This is a genomic window from Streptomyces sp. NPDC046862 (assembly GCF_040704615.1).
In the GTDB taxonomy this organism is placed as follows: domain Bacteria; phylum Actinomycetota; class Actinomycetes; order Streptomycetales; family Streptomycetaceae; genus Streptomyces.
Window position 1 is genome coordinate 24,855 of sequence record NZ_JBEYXP010000061.1, and the last position, 19,448, is coordinate 44,302.

A 19,448-nucleotide genomic window follows, 5' to 3' on the forward strand; every position below is an offset into this window, starting at 1 on the left:
CCGACGGGAACGGCCAGGGCCGGCGGGCCGCGTCACGACACCGGCCGCGAGTCCGCCCAGGCCAGTTCGAACTCCTCGCGGTACGTCTCGAAAAGCCCGCCCTCGCCCGCCTCGTCCGGCTTGAGGAGCCGCTGGCCCCCGCGCAGGACGAGCACCGGCGCCTCCATGCCGCGGGTGCGGCGCAGATACGTCTGGACGACCGCTATGCCGTCCGAGCCGTCGCCGTCCACGAGGTACGCGGTGAAGCGCGGTGTCTCGTCGAAGACCTGGATCTCGAAGGCGCCCGGGTCGCGCAGCTTGGAGCGCACGCGGCGCATGTGCAGGATGTTCATCTCGACCGCGCGGCTCAACTCGCCCCGCTTGATGCCGAGTTCACGCTCGTGCCGCTTGACCGCGCTGGACGCCGGGTTCAGGAACAGCAGCCGCACCCGGCACCCGGACTCGGCGAGCCGTACGAGCCGTCGCCCGGAGAAGTTCTGCACCAGCAGATTGAGCCCTATTCCTATGGCGTCCAGCCGGCGGGCACCGCCGAACAGGTCCTCCGCCGGGAACTGCCGCAGCAGCCGCACGCGGTCGGAGTGCACGGCCACGACGTCCGCGTACCGGTCGCCGACGAGGGACTCCACGGCGTCGACGGGCAGCCTGCGCGCGGACGGTACGTCGCTGCCCGCGCCGAGGGTCTCCAGCAGCCGGGCGGAGGCGCGTTCGGCCTGGGCCAGCACCGCCTCGGACAGCGCGCGGTTGCGGGAGACGACGTTGCGGGTGACCTCCAGCTCGTCCAGGGCCAGTTCCACGTCGCGTCGCTCGTCGACGTACGGCTCGAAGCACGGCCAGTGCTGGACCATCAGCTCGCGCAGCTGGGGCAGGGTGAGGAAGCTGAGGACGTTGTCGTCGGCGGGGTCCAGCAGGTAGCCCTTGCGGCGGCTGACCTCGCGTACGGCGACCGCGCGCTGCACCCACTCCTGACCGGCGGGGCCGGCGGCGGCGACCACCCACTCGTCGCCGTGGACGGGTTCGTAGATGGGACGCAGAACAGCGGCCACGACCGCGCGCAGCCGCTGTTCGACGAGGTTCAGCCAGATGTAGGCGCGACCGGCCCGCTGGGCGCGCGTGCGCACCTCACGCCAGGCGTCGGCGTTCCAGTCCAGTTCCGGTCCGATGGAACCCATCTCCATCGGCCGTGCCAGGGACACCGCGCCGGGTGGGACATCTGTGGAGCCCCCCTCGTGACCCTCGTCACCAGGAGGCAGCTCCAGCCCTCCCGAGCCCACCCGTGCACCGCCTTCCGCTCCCCCGAGCTCTCCCCTACTCAACGATCAAGGAAGGGTACTCCGGGAGCGTCGGGCGGTGCAGCCTGATGGACAGGTCGTTTTCTGAACTGCTAACCCCGCGGGATGCCGTTCACGCCCGCGAGGTCGGCCGGAGTGAGCGGGTTCTGGGCCGTGACGTCACGCGGAACGATCGAGAAGCCCTGCCAGTGGACCGGCATGGGCTCCTGGTCCTCGTCGCGCGCGATGTGGTGGAAGCCCACGTTGACCCAGGTGATCGGGTGCGTGAGGGTCTCTCCGTTCACCCACTTGTCGACGGACTTGCCGGCTCCGGCGGCGCAGTTGCCGAGGTTGTTGCTGGCGAACTGCTCGCACTTCTTGTACTCGGTGAAGTAGATGTCGTTCTTGGTGAAGCTGCGGCCCGGGTACTTCTGGGTGGCGCCGGGGACGATCTCGTAGGAGCGGGCGTGGCCGTCCTTGTTCTTTCCGGTCGCGCTGACCACGCGCCACCAGCGCATGTTCTTGGCGTCACCGGCGAGTTCCTTGGTGACCTTGGTGCGGGTGGTCTTGTTGGTGGGTCCCTCGTTGGGGCCCGAGGGCGCGCTGACCACGGAGTCGTACTGCTCGACCCGGTTCTTGGAGGAGCCGTCCAGGCCGAAGTTGAGCCGCCAGAAGACGTTGTGACTGTGGCTGGTGGCCTTCGCCGCGCTGCCGTTGCCGATCGGCCAGCCGCGGCCGTCACCCGCGTCGTAGTCGCCGGGCGCGAGGCTGCCGGTCGCGCCGACGTTCATGTGGATCGTGCCGTCGTCCGTGAAGCGCCACTCGGTCATGTACTCGTACCAGCCGACCTTGTTCACGCCGTAGACGAGCAGGTCCGTGCCCTCCGCCTGGTAGACCTTGTTGTTGTCGGCCTGCAGGCGGTAGGCGTGACCGCGCGAACGGGTCGTGGTGCACAGACCCTTGACGTTCTCGGAGTCCGACCACATGGCGCCCGGGACCTTCACGGTCTTGATGGTGCCGCCGGGGCACTCGGACGCCTTCAGGTTCACCTGGCCCTGGCCGAAGTTGAAGCCCGTCAGGTCGTCGTACTCGGCCTTGCCGTCGTCGTACGGGACGTGGATCTGGCCGAGCCTGGCGTTGGTGAGGACCTTGATCGGCTTGGTCTCGCCGGGCGGCTGGTAGGAGATGTCCTCCAGGATGATCCCGGCCTCGGCGTCGTGGCGCCAGCACATCCGCCAGGTGGTGCCGGAGGCGAGCTTCTTCTCGATCCGGTAGGACGCGCTGCAGTCCCAGGTCACGGCCGGCGCGGCCTTGGGCTGGGCGGTGGCCGGGCCCGCGGCCGTGGTGAGTCCGGCGGCCAGGGCCGTCGCGGTCAGGCCGACCGCCGCCCCGGTGCGGGCACGGTTGATTCTGTTGACGCGCATGAAGAAGTGATCCCCTTGCGATGAGCCTGCACAGAGCAGGGAAGTGAAGGAAAGCGAGAAGAGGGGGTGGGCGGGCCCGGGTCAGCCGAGCTTGGCGACCTTGCGGGTGCTCAGGTCGATGATCAGGTTGCGGGTGTCGATCCAGGGCCCGTTCTTGACCTTGGTGAACAGCCGCACGCACCGCTGCTCGCCGCACTTGGCGAGGGTCTCGGGCTTGGTGCCCGCGTCCGCGCGGAAGACCATGCCGGCGACGACCAGCTGGTCGGGCGAGGTGAGTTCCTTGCCGGTGGCGTCCTTGTAGTCGGCCTTCAGACCGGCTCCGACCGGGTCGGCGATCAGCAGCTTCGCGGCCTCCGCCGACTCGGCGGGGCTGAACGGCGGCTGCACCCCGCGCTGGGTGTCGGTCGTCTCGACCTTGCCGGTGTCGAGGTTGACGGTCTTGGTGACGACCGTGTCGTTCTTGTAGTCGTAGAACCTGACGTCCGCACGGCGGGGCGCGCTCGCGTCGTCCAGTTCGTCCTCGCTCGGCTCGGCGAGCTCGACGTTGAGGCGCTCCGGGCCACGCTTGCCCTCGGCGTTCTCGCTGCTGTTGAGCAGCGTCCGGTTCAGCGCGATCTGCTCGACGCGCTTCATCTCGTCGTCGGTGAGCGGGTCGAGACCGGTGCCCTTGTCGCCCTCGGCCGGAGCCTCCTCGACCGTGCCGGGCCGCACGGCCCCCTGGCCCTCGGCCTGTCCCTGTCCCGCCGCCTGCTGGGCGTTCTGCTGCCCGGTGCCGCCGGACTCGTCGGCCGAGACCGACCCCGGCAGGGTGATCCCGACCATCACGGCGGTCCCGGCCACCGCGATGCCCGCGCCCGCCACCACCTTGCCCAGATGGCGGCGCACTATCTTCCGCACAATTCCCCCCACTCCCCTTGTCTCACCAGAAAACTCCTGGGTACCGCTGGTTCGGCATACCGCGTATGCGCTGGTCGCTCGGTAAGAGGGACGTAAGTCATGGGTGGTTCCATCAGTTTGGGGGAGACTCGTCTGGGAGTCGCCCCCCAGGGCGCGGCGCAACTGGAAGAGTCGTATCCATGCAGGTCTGGCCTGGACAGGCGTATCCGCTCGGTGCCACGTACGACGGCGCCGGCACCAACTTCGCGGTCTTCTCGGAGGCCGCCGACCGAGTCGAGCTGTGCCTTGTGCACGACGACGGCTCGGAGACGGCGGTCGAGCTGCGGGAGACGGACGCGTTCGTACGGCACGCGTACCTGCCCGGGATCATGCCCGGGCAGCGGTACGGCTTCCGTGTGCACGGGCCGTACGCCCCGGAGCGGGGCTTGCGCTGCAACTCGGCGAAGCTGCTCCTCGACCCGTACGCGCGCGCGATCAGCGGCGCGGTCACGTGGGGCGAGGAGGTGTACGGCTACCACTTCGACGAACCCGACCGGCGCAACGACCTCGACTCGGCGCCCCACACGATGGCGTCGGTCGTGGTCAACCCGTACTTCGACTGGGGCGACGACCGGAGGCCGCGCACCGAGTACCACCACACGGTGATCTACGAGGCCCATGTGAAGGGCCTGACCATGCGGCACCCGGGGCTGCCGGAGGAGCTGCGCGGCACGTACGCGGCGCTGGCGCACCCGGCGGTCATCGAGCACCTGACCGAGCTGGGGGTCACGGCGCTGGAGCTGATGCCGGTGCACCAGTTCGTGAACGACCACCGGCTGGTGGACATGGGCCTGAACAACTACTGGGGCTACAACACGATCGGTTTCTTCGCCCCGCACAACGCGTACGCGTCCTGGGGCGACCGCGGGCAGCAGGTGCTGGAGTTCAAGTCGGCGGTGCGGGCGCTGCACGAGGCCGGGATCGAGGTCATCCTCGACGTCGTCTACAACCACACCGCCGAGGGAAACCACCTGGGCCCGACGCTGTCCTTCAAGGGCCTGGACAACCCGTCGTACTACCGGCTCACGGACGATCCGCAGTACTACATGGACACCACGGGCACGGGGAACTCCCTGCTCATGCGCTCGCCCCACGTACTTCAGCTGATCATGGACTCGCTGCGGTACTGGGTGACCGAGATGCACGTGGACGGCTTCCGCTTCGACCTGGCGGCGACGCTGGCCCGGCAGTTCCACGAGGTGGACCGGCTGTCGTCGTTCTTCGACCTCGTGCAGCAGGACCCGGTGGTCTCGCAGGTGAAGCTGATCGCCGAGCCGTGGGACGTCGGCGAGGGCGGCTACCAGGTGGGCAACTTCCCGCCGCTGTGGACGGAGTGGAACGGCAAGTACCGGGACACGGTGCGGGACCTGTGGCGGGGCGAGCCGCGCACGCTGGCGGAGTTCGCGGGCCGTCTCACGGGCTCCTCGGACCTGTACCAGGACGACGGCCGCCGCCCGCTGGCCTCGATCAACTTCGTGACCTGCCACGACGGTTTCACGCTGCACGACCTGGTCGCCTACAACGACAAGCGCAACCACGCCAACGGCGAGGACAACCGCGACGGGGAGAGCCACAACCGCTCCTGGAACTGCGGAGCGGAGGGCGAGACGGACGACCCGGCGGTGCTGGAGCTGCGCGCCCGCCAGATGCGCAACTTCATCGCCACGCTGATGCTGTCGCAGGGTGTGCCGATGCTCAGCCACGGCGACGAGTTCGCGCGCACGCAGAGCGGCAACAACAACGCGTACTGCCAGGACAACGAGCTGTCCTGGGTGCCGTGGCCGGAGGAGGAGAGCGGCGTCCCCGGTGAGCTGCTCGCCTTCACCCGCGCGATGGTGTGGCTGCGCAGGGACCACCCGGTGTTCCGGCGGCGCCGCTTCTTCCACGGGCGCCCGGTGGAGGGCACCCACGACGACCTCTCGGACATCGCGTGGTTCACCCCGGCGGGCGAGGAGATGACGCAGGCCGACTGGGACTCGGCCCAGGCGTCGGCGCTGACCGTCTTCCTCAACGGCAACGCGATCTCCGAGCCCGACGCGCGTGGCGAGCGCATCAGCGACGACTCGTTCCTGCTGATGTTCAACGCCTCCCCCAAGGCGCTGGACTTCGTGATCCCGGTCAACCACGGCCGCCAGTGGCAGGTCGTCGTCGACACGTCCCGTCCCGACGGCGTCTCCCCCGAGTCGGGGGACAAGGTGCGGGCGGGAGACAGTCTGACCCTGGTGGACCGCAGCCTGACGGTGCTGCGGCGGCCTGCGTAGGCCGGTGGGTACGCCCTTCAACTTAGCTCGATCGGGTGATGGTCGGCTGCCGGGCTTGCGGTGTTGTGGGCCGTTCGGGCTACGGTGATCGTGCGATCTGGGACGCCGGGTACGGCGCCAGCGTGCGGGGCCCCCGCTCCACCAGCGAGATGGTTCGGGGCCTCCCCGTCGCCACTGGCCTTATCCACATGGCCAGGTCGCGCAGGGAACTGGCCTCCCGGGATCGGACCATGCACAGGATGCGTGTCACCGCCCCGGGGTCGAGTACGCCGGGGACCAGTGCGCCCAAGACCGTTCGGGGCGTGCGGCTGAGTAGTCTCACTTTTACTCAACCCAAAGGAACGGTACGTAGCTTCCATGACGTCAGCTACCGCGCCCCTGTCGACCTACCGCCTCCAGCTGCAACCAGGGTTTCCCTTCGCGGCGGCGGAGGCGGCCGTGCCGTACCTGGCCTCGCTCGGTGTGTCGCATCTGCATCTGTCGCCGGTGCTGGAGGCCGTGCCCGGCTCGGCGCACGGGTACGACGTGGTGGACCCCGCCCGCGTGCGGGGCGAACTGGGCGGCGAGGAGGGGCTGCGCTCGCTGGCGCGCGCCGCGCGGGCCCACGGGCTCGGGCTGGTCGTGGACATCGTGCCGAACCACATGGCGATGGCGCCCCGGCACAACCGGCCGCTGTGGGAGGTGCTCCGGGAGGGTCCCGAGTCGCCGTACGCGCGGTGGTTCGACATCGACTGGGAGGCGCAGGGCGGGCAGGTGCTGCTGCCGGTGCTGGGCGGTCCGCTGGGCCAGGAGATCGACCGGTTCGTCGTCGACGGCAAGGAGCTGCGCTACTACGACCATGTGTTCCCGCTGCGTGAGGGGACCGAGAAGCTGCCTCTGCCGCGGCTCCTGGACGCGCAGTGGTACCGGCCGGTGTGGTGGCGGCTGGCTCGTACCGAGCTCAACTACCGGCGTTTCTTCAGTATTTCGGAGCTGATCGGGGTGCGGGTCGAGGACCCGGAGGTGTTCGACGTGACGCACGCGAAGATCCTCCAGCTGCTCGACGAGGGGGTCGTCGAGGGCCTGCGGGTCGACCACCCCGACGGGCTCGCCGATCCGGACGGGTATCTGCGGCGGCTGCACGAGGCGACCGGCGGGCGCTGGACGGTCGTGGAGAAGATCCTCGCGGAGGGCGAGCCGCTGCCGGCCGCCTGGCCGGTCGCGGGCACCACCGGGTACGACGCGCTCCGGCACGTGGACGGGCTGTTCACGGACCCGGCGGGGGCCGGTGAACTCCTCGGCCAGTACCGGCGGTTCGCGGCCCCGCAGGCCGACCGGGGCGGCCACTGGGAGTCGACGGTGCGGCGCGCGGCGTACAAGGTACTCACGCACGAGCTGGCCACGGAGGTCGAGCGTCTCACGCGCGCCGCGCACCGGCTGTGCGACCGTTCGCCCGACCCCGCCCTGCGCGACCACGCCCCCTGGGCGCTGCGCACGGCGCTCGTGGAGCTGCTGGTGCGCCTGGAGGTGTACCGGCCGTACGCCTCCCAGGACGCCTCCCTGGTCGTCACCGAGGAGGCGGCGGCCGAGGCACGCGCGGTCTTCACGGTGCCGGAGGAATCGCGGGCCGTCGACACCGTGCGGAACCTGGTGCTGGGGCGGGCCGGTGAGGGGTCGCAAGGCGTGGAGTTCCGGACCCGGTTCGCGCAGACCGGGTCCGCGCTGCGGGCCAAGTCCGTGGAGGACACGGCGTTCTACCGCTACGTGCCGTTGCTGTCGGCGAACGAGGTGGGCGGGAATCCGGGGAGCCCGGCCGTCGCCCCGGAGGTCTTCCACGCCTACTGCGCGCGCGTGCAGCGCGACTGGCCCACCACGGGCACCGTCCTGTCGACGCACGACACCAAGCGCAGCGCCGACGTGCGTGCCGCCCTCGCCGTGCTCACCGAGTGCCCTGGGCGGTGGTCCGACACGCTGGCCGAGGTGACCCGTGAGGGGCACGGCATGCCCGACCCGCAGCTGGCGTGGGCCGCCTGGCAGACCGCGTTCGGGCTGGGACCCGCCTCCGGGGAGCGTCTCCAGGGGGCGCTGCTCAAGCACGTGCGGGAGGCCGGGCTGCACACCTCCTGGACCGAGCAGGATCCCGCCTACGAGTCGGCGGTGGCCGACTTCGTGGCGGGAGGCCCGGGCGCCGACACCCGCGTGCACGCCCTCAGGAGCGACCTGGAGCCCCACGTGCGGGCGAACGTCCTGGGCGCCTCCCTGGTCCACCTGACGATGCCGGGCGTGCCGGACGTCTACCAGGGCACGGAGGGCGAGTACCGGGCACTGGTGGACCCGGACAACCGGGAGCCGTTCGCGCCGCGGGAGCGGCCCTCGGAGAAGTCCGGCCTGACGACGGCGGCCCTGCGGCTGCGCGGGCGCCGCCCTGACGTCTTCGGGGAGACGGCGGCGTACGAGCCGCTGACCGTCGAGGGGCCGGGGGCGGCGCACTGTGTCGCGTTCGCGCGCTCCGGAGAGGTCGTCACCGCCGTCACCCGGCTGTCGTTGCGGCTGGCCGACGCGGGTGGCTGGCGTGACACCCGGCTGGCGCTGCCTCCGGGGCGGTGGGCCGACGTCCTCTCCGAGGGGCGGGAGTTCACGGGGCACACGCGTGTGGCGGAGCTCTTCGAACGGTTGCCCGTGGCGCTGCTCGAACGTGTTCACGAGGAGGATCGCGGGTAGGCCAGGGGCGACGCCCCGCGCCCCGGTACTACTACTCCCCGCGAGCGGGCCGTGCTCCCGGGCGCCCCCGGGAGCCGCCCCCGCTGACCTCCTTGACACCTGTTCAGGTCCGTGGAGTACTGCGGAATGCCACATCAGGCAGTCTGGACGGGGGTGAGTCTGCTGCTGGAGCTGCGCTACCCGACCGTGGGGGAACTCGAATCGTCCGCCCGGGAGCTGGCGGCCCGCCGTCCCGCTCTGTGCGCGGTGAGACAGGTCGGCCTCTCGCGCGGGGGACGACCTTTACACCTGCTGTCCGTGGGCCACGGGCCGCGCGCGGTGCTGGTCGTCGCCGGCGCCCACGCCAACGAGCCGACCGGCGGCCCGACCCTGCTGTCCCTGGCCGAGCGGGTGCTGCACGAGCCGGAGTTACGGGCCGACACCTCCTGGCACCTGCTGCTGTGCGCCGACCCGGACGGGGCGAGTCTGCACGTCACCCCGGCGCCGCGCACCCTCTTCGACTACCACCTCGGCTTCTTCCGTCCCGCCGGGCCCGAGCAGCCCGAGTGGTCGCCGTCGCTGCTGCCACCCGACCGGCTGCCGCCCGAGACGCGCGCGCTCACCGCGCTCATCGACGAACTGCGGCCCTACCTCCAGGTGACCCTGCACGGGACCGATCTCGGTGGCAGCTGGGTGCAGCTCACGAGGGACATCCCGGGGCTCGCCGAGCCGTTCGCCAAGTCCGCGGCCGAGCTGAACATCCCGGTGGAGACGAGCGCCTCCGACGCGGCCGGCTGGCCCGCCTCGGGGCCGGGCATCCACGTGATGCCCGACCCGGGTGCGGACTCGGCGTACCCGAGCCTGCCGGACGACGCCCGGCACAGCACCTGGTACCACGCCCACCGCTACGGCGGGCTGACCGCGGTCGTCGAGGTGCCGATGTGGGCGAGCGACCTGGTGGACGACCCCAGCCCGCACCCGGCCCCGGCCGCGGCCCTGCGGGACCTGGCCGGGCGGCTGCTGCTGGACGCGCGTCAGGTGGAGCGGGTCCTCGCCGAGGCGCTCCCCCGGCTGCCGGGCCCGGACGGGCCGCTGCTGCGGGCCGCGAAGTGGGCGCTGGACCTGGTGCCGGGGCTGGCGGCGGACTGGACGCGGGGGTCGCCGCCGGACACCTCGGTGGCGTACGTGGGCAGCGTGGACGCGTTCGGGCGCCGGCTGCCGCTGCGAGCGGCGGCGATGCTGCTGCGGGTCCTGATGGAGGCCGACGACCGTGCCGCGCCGCGCCTTGAGGGGATCGTCGCCCTCTGGAGCGAGGCCTTCGCGGAGCGCTTCAAGGCCCGTTGGGTGCCGCTGGAGGACCAGGTCGAGCACCAGTCCCGCACGGTGGTGGCGGCCGCCCTGCACGCGCGGGGCCGGGGTGTGTGAGGGACCTACGCCGCCGGCACGCGCGGGACCGGGTGTGTGAAGGAGTGCACCGCCGGCGGTCGCGCGTGTTCACACCGCGTCGTACGCGTGCGGGTGCGGGCGCCCGAGGGCGGGCCGTGCGTGCGTGGCGGGCACCTCCTTCAGCGGGCGGGTCCCCCGGCCGGGCTCCGAGAGCGCGAAGACGGCGCCCGTGGTCGCCTCCAGCACACAGGCGTTGGGGAACGTCTTCGTGTACGTGACGGTCCGGCCGTCCCACTGACCGTGCGCCGACGCGGTGACCGGGGCGTACATCATCGGGCAGTAGACATCCTTGCGCGGGATGCGGGCGATGTCGCCGTCGGCCTCCCGCAGCTCCTGGCAGGCCCGGACGGCGTGCCGGTGGCCCTGGGGCGGGCCGCAGAGCAGCAGCGTGTCTCGGGTCTCCGAGGACCGGGCTGTCTCGCCCTTGGTGACCGTGACGTAGAGCCAGTTGCCGGGGACGTGCTCCCGGGGCGCGGGCTGGGCCGGGGCCGCGCCCAGCGCGAGGAGGGCGAGGGCGGCCGGCAGGGCGGTGCGAACCGCGTGCGGGATGTGGTGGTGCGTCATTCCCTGTGCATCGGCACGGCGGGCTGCGAACCCCAGCCCGGCTCACCCGAACGGGAACCCACGCCTGCGTGCCGCCCGGCCAGTTCGAACGCGGCGACGACCACGCGCGACTGGTACTCCACCTGGCGTGCGACCGGGATCCACCGTGCCCCGTAGCCGTCCCGGTAGTCGGCGCACCACTCGTCGATGAGCCGGTCGAGGTCGGGCAGGGCATCGGCCGGGTCCTGACCGGCGCGCGTCACGAGCTGGTGCAGCAGTCCCGCCGTCCGCAGGGCCACCCGGCGGGCCGAGATGGCGAGGGCCGTCAGGCGGGCCGTGTCGAGCGGCGGCAGCGGGCGCGGGGCGGCGCCGCAGGTGTCGGGGTCCCAGGAGTCGGCGATGCCGGGGCCGACCAGTAAATAGTCGTCCACCGGGGCGAGGAGGCGGGCGGCGTCGGGGCCGGTGCTCACCGAGGGGCGTACGCGCGCGAGGACGGCTTCCAGGAGGGCCGTGTCGCGGCGCAGGGTGCGGCTGACGGCGCGCAGCACCGCGTCGGCGTCCGCGGGCGGCGCGTCGTCCTCCACGGCCGTCACGCCCCACATGGGGGCCTCGACGACCGCGGTGACCGTGCCGTACGGATGCGGGTGGAACCAGGTCGACTCGACCGCCGCCTCCGTTATGGCGGCGGCCAGGTCGCCCCTGCGCGGTGGTGGGATGCGGTAGACGGCGGGACCGAGCGTCGGCCAGTACAGGGTGTCGTACGGGCCGAGTTCGCGGGGGATGCCGAGGCGTGCGGCGGTCTGCGCGACGCGCCGGGCGAGACCGGGCAGGTCGCGGGTCAGCTCGACGAAGGCGCCGCCGACGTCCACGCCGTGCAGGGAGCACTGGAAGAAGGGTCTGAGCTCGTCCTGGACGTCGAGCAGGGCACGGGTCTCCGGCAGGACGGCTCCGTCAGCGCCCTCGGGGAGCCACTCGGGCTGCTCCAGGAAACCCGGTCGGAAGAACTTCCGGAAGTAGTTCCGCAGCGTGTACGGGCCCGCCAGCCAGCCCTCGTTGCGGCGGGCGCCGTCCGGGTCCAGGCACAGCAGCAGGTTCCAGGTGGCGTCGGCGCCCTCGCACAGTCGGGGATCGGCCAGGGCCCGCTCGGCCAGGCGCAGGACCGTGCCGCCGCCCACGGGTTCGTTGGCGTGGGGGCCGGCGACGACGAGGGCGTGCCGGCTGCCGTGGCCGACGGAGAGCAGCCACATTGGCGTGCCCGCCCGTGAGGTTCCCACGCGGCGCAGTCTGGCGTCCCGGGGGTGGCGGGCGACGAGGCCCGCGGCTCGGGCGGCCAGTTCGTCGACGGTCGGGTAGCGGAGGAGTGGCGGCAGGGCACACCTCCACTGTGTGGTGCCGTCGTTTCACCTGTTGTGCATGGTGTACGCACAGTCAGTCACGGTTTCCGGAGGTACGTCAACACCGTGGAAGGTAAGGGAATGTCAGCAACTCGCTGAGTAAACTCCAGGCCAGAGCTTTGATCGAGAGTCCGCGACCGGTCCGGCGCGGGCCCTCGGCGATCACTCAGGGATCCCTCAGGGATCACTCCGAGGCGAGCCGGAACGCCATCTGTCCGAAGCTCACCTGATCGCCGTCACGGACGACGGCCGCGCCGATGACACGGCGTCCGTTCACCGTCGTGCCGTTCGTCGAGCCGAGGTCGCGCAGCACCCACAGCCCGCCCTGACGCCGGAGTTCGGCGTGCACGCGGGAGACGGTCTCGTGGCTCAGGCGCAGCCCGTTGGCGGGGTCGCGGCCTATGCGCAGAGGGTGGCCGCCCTCGGAGTGGGGCAGCAGCAGCTTGGGCAGCCGCTCCGCCTGCCAGGCCCGGCGCAGCCGCACGGTGAAACCGGAGACCGCCTCGACGGTGCCGAACACCAGCCGGGACCAGCGGCTCTCGGTGGGCAGGTCGGCGGTGAGCGCGGCGAGTTCGTCGGAGCGGCGGGCGACGAGCGCCAGCTCCATGCGCCGCACGAACGTGTCGTGGGAGAGACGTCCGAGGGCGACGCCGTCACGCAGCACCTTGAGCACCCTGTCGCGCTCCGCGTCGGACAGGCGCGCGGGGTACGTGTTGAACTCGAAAGACGACGTCACGCTGGTGATTGTCGGGCAGCACGGCCGGGGTGTCCAGAAAACGGGGAAACGGCCGCCGCGGGCAACAGGGTTGTCCCGCAGGGCAAATGGGCCGATTCAAAAGCGAAACGATCGTGTCTGGAGCACCATGGACGGGCTACCTCACGATCAACGATCAGCCGCTGAAGGGGAGCCGTCCGTGCAGTTCGAGGTGTGGGCACCGCAGGCCGACCGGGTGACGCTTCATTGCGAGGACTCCACGCGCGCGTTGGAGCGCGATCCGGAGCGCGAGGGATGGTGGTCGGGCGAGGCGCGGGCGGCGGACGGGACACGGTACGGATTCGCGCTCGACGACGGCCCCGTGCTGCCCGATCCCCGCTCGCGCCGCCAGCCGGACGGCCCCGACGGGCGGAGCGCGGTCGTCGACCACGAACGGTACGCGTGGCGGGTGCCGTGGGCGGGGCGCGCCCTGCCGGGCGCCGTGCTGTACGAGCTGCACGTGGGCACGTACACCCGCGAGGGCACCCTGGACGCGGCGGCCGAGCGGCTCGGGCACCTGGCCGAACTGGGCGTCACCCACGTGCAGTTGATGCCGCTGTGCCCGTTCCCCGGAGTGCACGGCTGGGGGTACGAGGGGGTCTCGCTGTGGGCCGTGCACGAGCCGTACGGCGGGCCCGAGGCACTCAAGCGCTTCGTCGACCGGGCGCACGAACTGGGCCTGGGCGTCGTCCTCGACGTCGTGCACAACCACTTGGGCCCCTCCGGCAACTACCTGCCCGCCTTCGGCCCCTACTTCACCGAGACGCACCACACGCCCTGGGGCGCCGCCGTGAACCTGGACGCTCCGGGCTCGGACGAGGTACGGGCGTATCTGCTCGGCAGCGCGCTGGCGTGGCTGCGGGACTACCGCCTGGACGGGCTGCGCCTGGACGCGGTGCACGCGCTGAAGGACACGCGCGCGTGCCACTTCCTTGAGGAGCTGTCGACGGCGGTGGACGCGCTCGCCGCCGAGCTGGAGCGGCCGCTCTTCCTGATCGCCGAGTCCGACCTGAACGACCCGCGGATCATCACCCCTCGCACGCAGGGCGGCCTCGGGGTGCACGCCCAGTGGAACGACGACTTCCACCACGCGCTGCACACGACGCTCACGGGTGAGGCCCAGGGCTACTACGAGGACTTCGCCCGCGCCCCCTTCGCGGCCCTGACGAAGACCCTCGTGGGCGGCTTCTTCCACGACGGCACGTACTCGACGTTCCGGGACCGCCGGCACGGCCGTCCGCTGGACCGTGCGCGCGTCGCGGGGCACCGGCTGGTCGGCTACACCCAGACCCACGACCAGATCGGCAACCGCGCCCAGGGCGACCGCCTGGCCGCCGCGATGTTGCCGGGGTCTCCCGGGCTGCTGGCCTGCGCCGCCGCCCTGGTGCTCACGGGGCCCTTCACGCCGATGCTGTTCATGGGCGAGGAGTGGGCGGCGGGCACGCCCTGGCAGTTCTTCACCGACCACACGGACCCGGAGCTCGCCGAGGCGGTACGGGCCGGCAGGCGTCGTGAGTTCGCGGCGCACGGCTGGGCCGAGGAGGACATCCCGGACCCGCAGGACCCCGCCACCCGCGACCGCTCCTGCCTCGACTGGTCCGAGCCGGAGAGCGAGCCCCACGCGCGTGTGCTCGCCTGGTACCGGGAACTCATCGCGCTGCGCCACGCCCAGCCCGACCTCACGGACCCCGATCTCGCCGACACCAAGGTCGCCTGCGACGAGGACGCCCGCTGGTTCGCGTTCCGCCGTGGTGACGTCCGCGTGGCGGTCAACCTCGGCAAGGAACCGGCCGGGATCCCGCTCGGCGTGCGCCAGGCGCGCGTGCTGGCCGCGTGGGAGCCGGTGCGGACGCCGGACGCGGACGGGGTCCTGAGCTTGCCGGGTGAGTCGTGTGTGGTGCTGACGCAGGAGTGAGGCCACGCGGGGCCGGGTGCCTGGGGGACGTGGGTTGTCGGGAGCGGTGTTGGGAGCGGTGTCGGGAGCGGTGTCGGGAGCGGCTACAGCGTCTCGTCCACCCCGTCCCGCAGCTCCGTGACCCGCTCCAGCAGGATCGCCTCCCACGCCCTGCGCACCTGCTCCCGCAGCGGCGGGAGGCGGCCCGCGTCGGCGCCCCGCACGCCTTCGGAGAGGCGGATCAGAGTGTCGCAGCGGGCCAGCCACAGGCCGCGCAGACAGGGGCGGGCGCCGTACCCGGCGAGCGTGGCGGCGCGCACCGCGGCCGGGGAGCCCACGGCGTGGGCGAGGCCGGCGATGTCCTCGGCGGGGTCGCCGACCACGGCGCCGCTCCAGTCGAGGACGCCGCGTACCCGTCCGTCGGCGGTCACCACGAGGTGGTCGCCCCGAAGAGTGTGGTGGACGAGGACGGGGGCGGGCGCGGTGAGCTGCGCGGCGGCGGGCGGGGTGAGCTGGGCGAGCCGCGTGGGGTCGAACTCGTCGGCCTGTGCGAGGTGCTGGGCGGCGCGTACGGCGGCCTTGCGCAGCGACTCCAGGGAGCGTGGCGGGGTGCGCGGCGCTCCGAGCCCCTCGGCCTGCCGGGCGGGCACCTCGCGCAGTCCCGTCAGGAGCCCGGCCAGGTCGTCCTCACCGACGGCGGAGATGTCGTGGTCCTCGGCGGTGCCGCCCGTCAGCCGTGTGTCGAGCGTGTAGGTCAGGCCGGCCGCCCACTCACCGTGGGCGATACTCACCGGGACGGCGACCCCGAGGTGGGGGCGGACCAGGTCGCGCAGCCGCAGCTCCCGCCGCTGCCGTACGGCGGAGTCGCGGTCGGGGGCGAGCCGCAGCACATGGCGGTTGCCCACCCACCAGGTGGAGTGCTCTCCTCCCTCGCCGCCCTCGGCGACGGGGCGCACGTCGGGTCCGCCGCCGCCCGGCAGCAGGGAACGGACCAGTCGGCGGACGGTGTCCGCGGTGGGAGTCGGTGCCTGGGTCATGGGTCGCGCCGTCGTCATCCGTGGGGGCAGGGGCTCCTGGCTGCTCGTTCGGTACGGCGTGGCCGGCGGGAGACCGGCACGCCGTACACGTCATTCGACTATGGCCATCTCGCGCGCCGTGGTGTTGAGGCGGCGTCCGCCGTCCTCGGTCACCGTCACGATGTCCTCGATGCGCACCCCGAACCGGCCCGGGAGGTAGATCCCGGGCTCCACCGAGAAGCACATGCCGGGCACCAGGGGCCGCTCCTCCCCCTCGACCATGTAGGGCGGCTCGTGCGTCGTGACGCCGATGCCGTGGCCGGTGCGGTGGATGAAGTACTCGCCGTAGCCGGCCTCGGTGATCACGGCTCGGGCCGCCCGGTCGACGTCCTGGCAGGCGGCGCCCGGCCGGACCGCCCGGAAGCCCTCCTCCTGGGCCGCGCGCACGGTGTCGTGCACCCTGCGCTCCTCGGTGTCGGGTTCGCCGACGTGGACGGTGCGGGAGGTGTCGGAGCCGTAGCCGTGCTTCAGGCCGCCGAAGTCGAGGACCACCATGTCGCCGCGCTCGATGACGCGGTCGTCCGCCTCGTGGTGGGGGTTGGCGCCGTTCGGGCCCGAGGCGACGATCGTGAAGTCGACCTGCGAGTGCCCGGACTGCCGCAGCAGGTCCGCGAGGTCGGCGGCGACCTCGGTCTCCCGCCGTCCGGCGAAGGGAACCTTCCGGATCTCCTCGTACGCCGCGTCCGCGGCCGCGCCCGCGGCGGCCAGCCGCTCGAGCTCCGCCGCGTCCTTGACGGCCCGCAGCATCGGCAGGGACTCGCTGAGGGACACGTAGGCCGTGTCCGGCAGCCGGTTCTGCAGACCGAGCAGGTGCATGGCCCAGGCGTTGTCACTGACGCCGAAACGGGCGGTGCGGGCGGTGCGGGCGGTGCCGGCGGTGCGGGCGGCTCGGCCGAGGAGGTCGGCGGCCGTCTCGTAGGGGTCGTTGCCGTCGGTCCAGTCGCGCAGGGTCAGCATGGGCGCCGCCTTCGCCGCGTCCGGCGCCTCCAGGGCCGGGACGACCAGCGCGGGGTCCTCACCGGGCCGCAGCACCAGCAGGGTCAGCCGCTCCGTCTCCGGCGGTCTGTATCCGGTCAGCCACACCAGATCGGGGCCGGGCGCGATCAGGACGCCGTCGAGTCCGGCCTCCCCCGCGGCCCGGGCCGCGCGCCGCATGCGGGCCGTGTAGTCGTCGGCGGTGAAGGGCGCGGGCGTGCCGGTCATCGATTCCTCCGTGCGTCCGGAGTTTCCCCAGGTTCCACGGGCAGCATCCTGCCCCTCCGCCGCAGCGTGCGCGAGCCAATTGCGGCGTGGCGTCGGCTCTCCGCGTCAGCTCTTGGCGTCAGCTCTCCATGGCCAGCCGCGCGCCGAGGAGCAGCAGGACGCCCCCGGAGACCTGCTCCAGACGCCGGCGCACACCGCTGCGGGACAGTACGGCCCTCATGCGGCCCACACGTACAGGCGGTAGTAGCCCGCCCAGGGCACAGCGGGTCCGATCGTCGTGGGCAGGCACGGGACACCATCGAGTGAACTGCGGCAGGAATGACCGCGTTCCGTCGACAAAGAACTTAGCTTTTCCTTCATGGCTGACAGAGTCCTCGTTTACGCGCGAGTGTCCCGCACCACGGACAACTCAACGTCCATCGGTCGCCAGTTGGCGGAGGGCCGGGAGCACGCCGCGAAGCGGTGGCCTGGCGTACCGGTCCTGGAGTTCACGGACAACGGCGTGTCCGGCGCCGTGGACCCGCACAAGCGGGTCGGGTTCAGGGACCTCATAGCGGAGTGGCGGCCCGGGGACGCGCTGGTTTTCTGGAGGCTGGACCGGCTCGCCCGCTCTCTCCTGGGCTTCGCGGACACGATGCGCGCCGCGCAGGACGCCGGGGTGATGCTGGTCTCCGTCCACGACGCTTTCGACCTGACGACGCCGGACGGCCGAATGCAAGCCAACCTCGTGGCCACCTTCGCAGAGTGGGAACGTGAACTGATCCGGGCCCGCGTGGGAGCCACCCGGCGCCAGCTCCACAAGACGGGCCGCTGGCCGGGTGGGCGAGCTCCGTACGGGCTCATGACGGCCCCGCACCCGGACGGGGAGGGTAAAACTCTGGTCCGTGATCCGGTAGCCGCGAAGGTGATCCGAGAAATCGTCGGCAGGGTCATCGACGGGGAAGGCATTACCGTGATCGCGCGGGACCTCCAGGAGCGCGGCGTCCCTTCTCCGAGGGTGCACACAAGCGTCAAAGCCAACCCCAAGCCCGCCGCCTGGTCGTCGGCTTCCGTACGGGATGTTCTGGGCCACCCGAACGTTGTGGGCCACCAGGTCGACCCCCTTACCGGCCGACTGGTCCGGGAGAACGGCCGCCCTGTGGAGCTCTGGGAACCCGTCGTGTCCGCGGAGGAGCGGGAGCTCGCCCTGGCTTCCCTCCCCTCCCACACCGGACGGGCCGCCACCAAGCACCGGCATCCGCTCTACGGTGTCCTGCGGTGCCGGTCGTGCGGGGCCAATATGCACCGGACGTCCGGTTCCTCCGGCGAGACACCCGCGTTCAAGTGCGATGGTGGCCTCAAGGCCCGTCACCCCGTCGTCACGGCTCGTGCGACGGACGTGGAGACGTTGGTCCACGAGACGGTCCTGGAGGCGCTGGGCGGTGCCCTGTACGCCGAACGGAAGTGGGTGGGCGGAACGGACCCCCAGGCAGACCTGGAGCGACTTCGGGCCTTTCTGAAGGAACTGGAACAGGATCGGAAGGCTGGCCTCTACTCCACGCCGGAGGGCCGTCAGAGGTTCCGTCGCCAGTACGCGGAGACGGAGGCGGAGATTGCGGAACTGGGGACCCGCCCGGTCGTTGAGTCCGGCTGGCAAGTCGTACCAACGAAGGACCGCTTCGCGGACGTGTGGGCGCGCTGGACACCGGAGCAGCGGGGATCGTGGCTCCGGGAATCGGGGGTGCACGTGGATGTCTCCCGGCCCGCCGTGAAGCGCGCCAGGGCGCCGCTCGGGGAGCGGGCCACGACGTATTGGGGGGCAGTCACGGTCTTGTACCCAGAGTTGGACGCGCTACGGATCGCCCCGGATTGAGCTTTTCGATTATGCGGTTCGATGGGGTTTCGTGCCCTGCTTGTGGTGTGCGGGGCGTGTGTATGCCTCACCGATGGCGAGCACACGGCCCACGTCGTAACGCGTCGCCGTGCGACGGTTTTTCGAACCGCGAGGGCGCCCGGGGCCGGGCCGACGGATCGACGTCTCACGGTTACGTGGCGCGCCGGCTGGCATGCCGTTGCCGAGGGCGGAGGACGATTGTGCTGGCTGCAGACCTCTCGCCCTGGCTGCGGCCGGACGCCAACACCTGTCCTGACCTGTGGCGGCCCCATTGTGAAGTCCCGATCAATGCCACCCCACTTGAGTAGCTGTACTCAGGCGTGCGGCTGTCCGTCGCTTGAGCATGGTGAACATGTTGAAGTGGGTCGTGGACCTTGGCTTGGCGGTCCTGATTTCAGGGCTCGAAGTGGCGGCGCTGGTTGCCTTCTGGTTCGTCGAAGGCCTGAATAGCTGGGCTGCCAAAGGAGGGCCCGTTCCCGGTGCGGCAAGCCGGTTCTTCCTGGTAATGAGCGTGGGACCGACTTCCTTGGCGGCGATCAGCTACGGCTTCTATTGGGCTGACCTACGGGCGGCCTGCGCGTCTCAGGCAGTCTTGGCTGCACTTCTCGCTTTGCTGCTGGTCCGGAGCGCAGGAATTGTATGCGTCAAGCGGATTAGCCGTTACCGATTACGGCGCCGTCTTCGCCGAGAACGTCGT

Annotated in this window: 13 protein-coding genes and 1 pseudogene; 5 read left to right on the forward strand and 9 right to left on the reverse strand. The window is 71.7% G+C overall.

Annotated elements, in window-relative coordinates:
• Nucleotides 1–32 precede the first annotated feature (32 nt).
• The 3 genes from AB0959_RS44265 to AB0959_RS44275 form a co-directional block, all read right to left on the reverse strand.
• Nucleotides 33–1,271, reverse strand: a complete 1,239-nt coding sequence (locus AB0959_RS44265) for an SAV2148 family HEPN domain-containing protein (RefSeq protein WP_366832547.1) — start codon at nucleotides 1,269–1,271, stop codon at nucleotides 33–35.
• A 110-nt stretch (nucleotides 1,272–1,381) separates the two neighbouring features.
• Nucleotides 1,382–2,692: a copper amine oxidase gene (locus AB0959_RS44270; RefSeq protein WP_366832548.1), complete on the reverse strand. Its 1,311-nt coding sequence runs from the start codon at nucleotides 2,690–2,692 to the stop codon at nucleotides 1,382–1,384.
• Between the two features lie 81 nt (nucleotides 2,693–2,773).
• The gene (locus AB0959_RS44275; RefSeq protein WP_366832549.1) at nucleotides 2,774–3,589 is read right to left on the reverse strand and encodes a Tat pathway signal sequence domain protein; all 816 of its coding nucleotides are present in this window, start codon (nucleotides 3,587–3,589) and stop codon (nucleotides 2,774–2,776) included.
• A 179-nt stretch (nucleotides 3,590–3,768) separates the two neighbouring features.
• On the opposite strand from AB0959_RS44275, the gene glgX reads away from it, so the two are divergent.
• From glgX to AB0959_RS44290, 3 genes are all read left to right on the forward strand, one after another.
• On the forward strand, nucleotides 3,769–5,889 hold the full coding sequence (gene glgX, locus AB0959_RS44280; RefSeq protein WP_366832550.1) for a glycogen debranching protein GlgX: 2,121 nt from the start codon (nucleotides 3,769–3,771) through the stop codon (nucleotides 5,887–5,889).
• 357 nt (nucleotides 5,890–6,246) lie between these two features.
• A complete protein-coding gene (treY, locus tag AB0959_RS44285; protein WP_366832551.1) occupies nucleotides 6,247–8,589 on the forward strand; it encodes a malto-oligosyltrehalose synthase in 2,343 nt (780 codons plus the stop codon).
• 153 nt (nucleotides 8,590–8,742) lie between these two features.
• Nucleotides 8,743–9,993 carry a M14 family zinc carboxypeptidase gene (locus AB0959_RS44290; RefSeq protein WP_366832579.1) on the forward strand — a complete coding sequence of 417 codons (1,251 nt, stop codon included), beginning with the start codon at nucleotides 8,743–8,745 and terminating at the stop codon, nucleotides 9,991–9,993.
• A gap of 69 nt (nucleotides 9,994–10,062) precedes the next feature.
• Here AB0959_RS44290 and AB0959_RS44295 read toward each other — a convergent pair whose 3' ends face one another.
• The 3 genes from AB0959_RS44295 to AB0959_RS44305 all read right to left on the reverse strand — a co-directional run bounded on the left by AB0959_RS44295 (nucleotide 10,063) and on the right by AB0959_RS44305 (nucleotide 12,687).
• Nucleotides 10,063–10,578 carry an SSI family serine proteinase inhibitor gene (locus tag AB0959_RS44295; RefSeq protein ID WP_366832552.1) on the reverse strand — a complete coding sequence of 172 codons (516 nt, stop codon included), beginning with the start codon at nucleotides 10,576–10,578 and terminating at the stop codon, nucleotides 10,063–10,065.
• Nucleotides 10,575–11,927: a M14 family zinc carboxypeptidase gene (locus AB0959_RS44300; protein ID WP_366832580.1), complete on the reverse strand. Its 1,353-nt coding sequence runs from the start codon at nucleotides 11,925–11,927 to the stop codon at nucleotides 10,575–10,577. The genes AB0959_RS44295 and AB0959_RS44300 overlap by 4 nt, the downstream gene beginning before the upstream one ends.
• Before the next feature lie 208 nt (nucleotides 11,928–12,135).
• Nucleotides 12,136–12,687: a DUF1707 and FHA domain-containing protein gene (locus AB0959_RS44305; protein WP_366832553.1), complete on the reverse strand. Its 552-nt coding sequence runs from the start codon at nucleotides 12,685–12,687 to the stop codon at nucleotides 12,136–12,138.
• Nucleotides 12,688–12,865: 178 nt separating this feature from the next.
• Between AB0959_RS44305 and treZ the strand changes: the two genes are divergently transcribed.
• The gene (treZ, locus tag AB0959_RS44310; protein WP_366832554.1) at nucleotides 12,866–14,620 is read left to right on the forward strand and encodes a malto-oligosyltrehalose trehalohydrolase; all 1,755 of its coding nucleotides are present in this window, start codon (nucleotides 12,866–12,868) and stop codon (nucleotides 14,618–14,620) included.
• An 83-nt stretch (nucleotides 14,621–14,703) separates the two neighbouring features.
• Here the strand turns inward: treZ and AB0959_RS44315 are convergent, their stop codons facing one another.
• The 3 genes and pseudogenes from AB0959_RS44315 to AB0959_RS44325 form a co-directional block, all read right to left on the reverse strand.
• Entirely contained in the window at nucleotides 14,704–15,636 is a 933-nt protein-coding gene (locus AB0959_RS44315) for an aminoglycoside phosphotransferase family protein (RefSeq protein WP_366832555.1), read from the reverse strand.
• A 90-nt stretch (nucleotides 15,637–15,726) separates the two neighbouring features.
• Nucleotides 15,727–16,878: an aminopeptidase P family protein gene (locus AB0959_RS44320; protein WP_366832556.1), complete on the reverse strand. Its 1,152-nt coding sequence runs from the start codon at nucleotides 16,876–16,878 to the stop codon at nucleotides 15,727–15,729.
• Nucleotides 16,879–16,996: 118 nt separating this feature from the next.
• Nucleotides 16,997–17,200, reverse strand: a pseudogene (locus tag AB0959_RS44325) (LysE family translocator); the annotation flags it as partial.
• Between the two features lie 36 nt (nucleotides 17,201–17,236).
• On the opposite strand from AB0959_RS44325, the gene AB0959_RS44330 reads away from it, so the two are divergent.
• Nucleotides 17,237–18,730 carry a recombinase family protein gene (locus tag AB0959_RS44330; protein ID WP_366832557.1) on the forward strand — a complete coding sequence of 498 codons (1,494 nt, stop codon included), beginning with the start codon at nucleotides 17,237–17,239 and terminating at the stop codon, nucleotides 18,728–18,730.
• Nucleotides 18,731–19,448 lie beyond the last annotated feature (718 nt).

What these genes read in the sequence shown, in the direction of transcription:
- AB0959_RS44270 (WP_366832548.1), bottom strand. Translation starts at nt 2,692, where the DNA reads ATGCGCGTCAACAGAATCAACCGTGCCCGCACCGGGGCGGCGGTCGGC.
- glgX (WP_366832550.1), top strand. Translation starts at nt 3,769, where the DNA reads ATGCAGGTCTGGCCTGGACAGGCGTATCCGCTCGGTGCCACGTACGAC.
- treY (WP_366832551.1), top strand. Translation starts at nt 6,247, where the DNA reads ATGACGTCAGCTACCGCGCCCCTGTCGACCTACCGCCTCCAGCTGCAA.
- AB0959_RS44295 (WP_366832552.1), bottom strand. Translation starts at nt 10,578, where the DNA reads ATGACGCACCACCACATCCCGCACGCGGTTCGCACCGCCCTGCCGGCC.
- AB0959_RS44315 (WP_366832555.1), bottom strand. Translation starts at nt 15,636, where the DNA reads ATGACCCAGGCACCGACTCCCACCGCGGACACCGTCCGCCGACTGGTC.
- AB0959_RS44320 (WP_366832556.1), bottom strand. Translation starts at nt 16,878, where the DNA reads ATGACCGGCACGCCCGCGCCCTTCACCGCCGACGACTACACGGCCCGC.
- AB0959_RS44330 (WP_366832557.1), top strand. Translation starts at nt 17,237, where the DNA reads ATGGCTGACAGAGTCCTCGTTTACGCGCGAGTGTCCCGCACCACGGAC.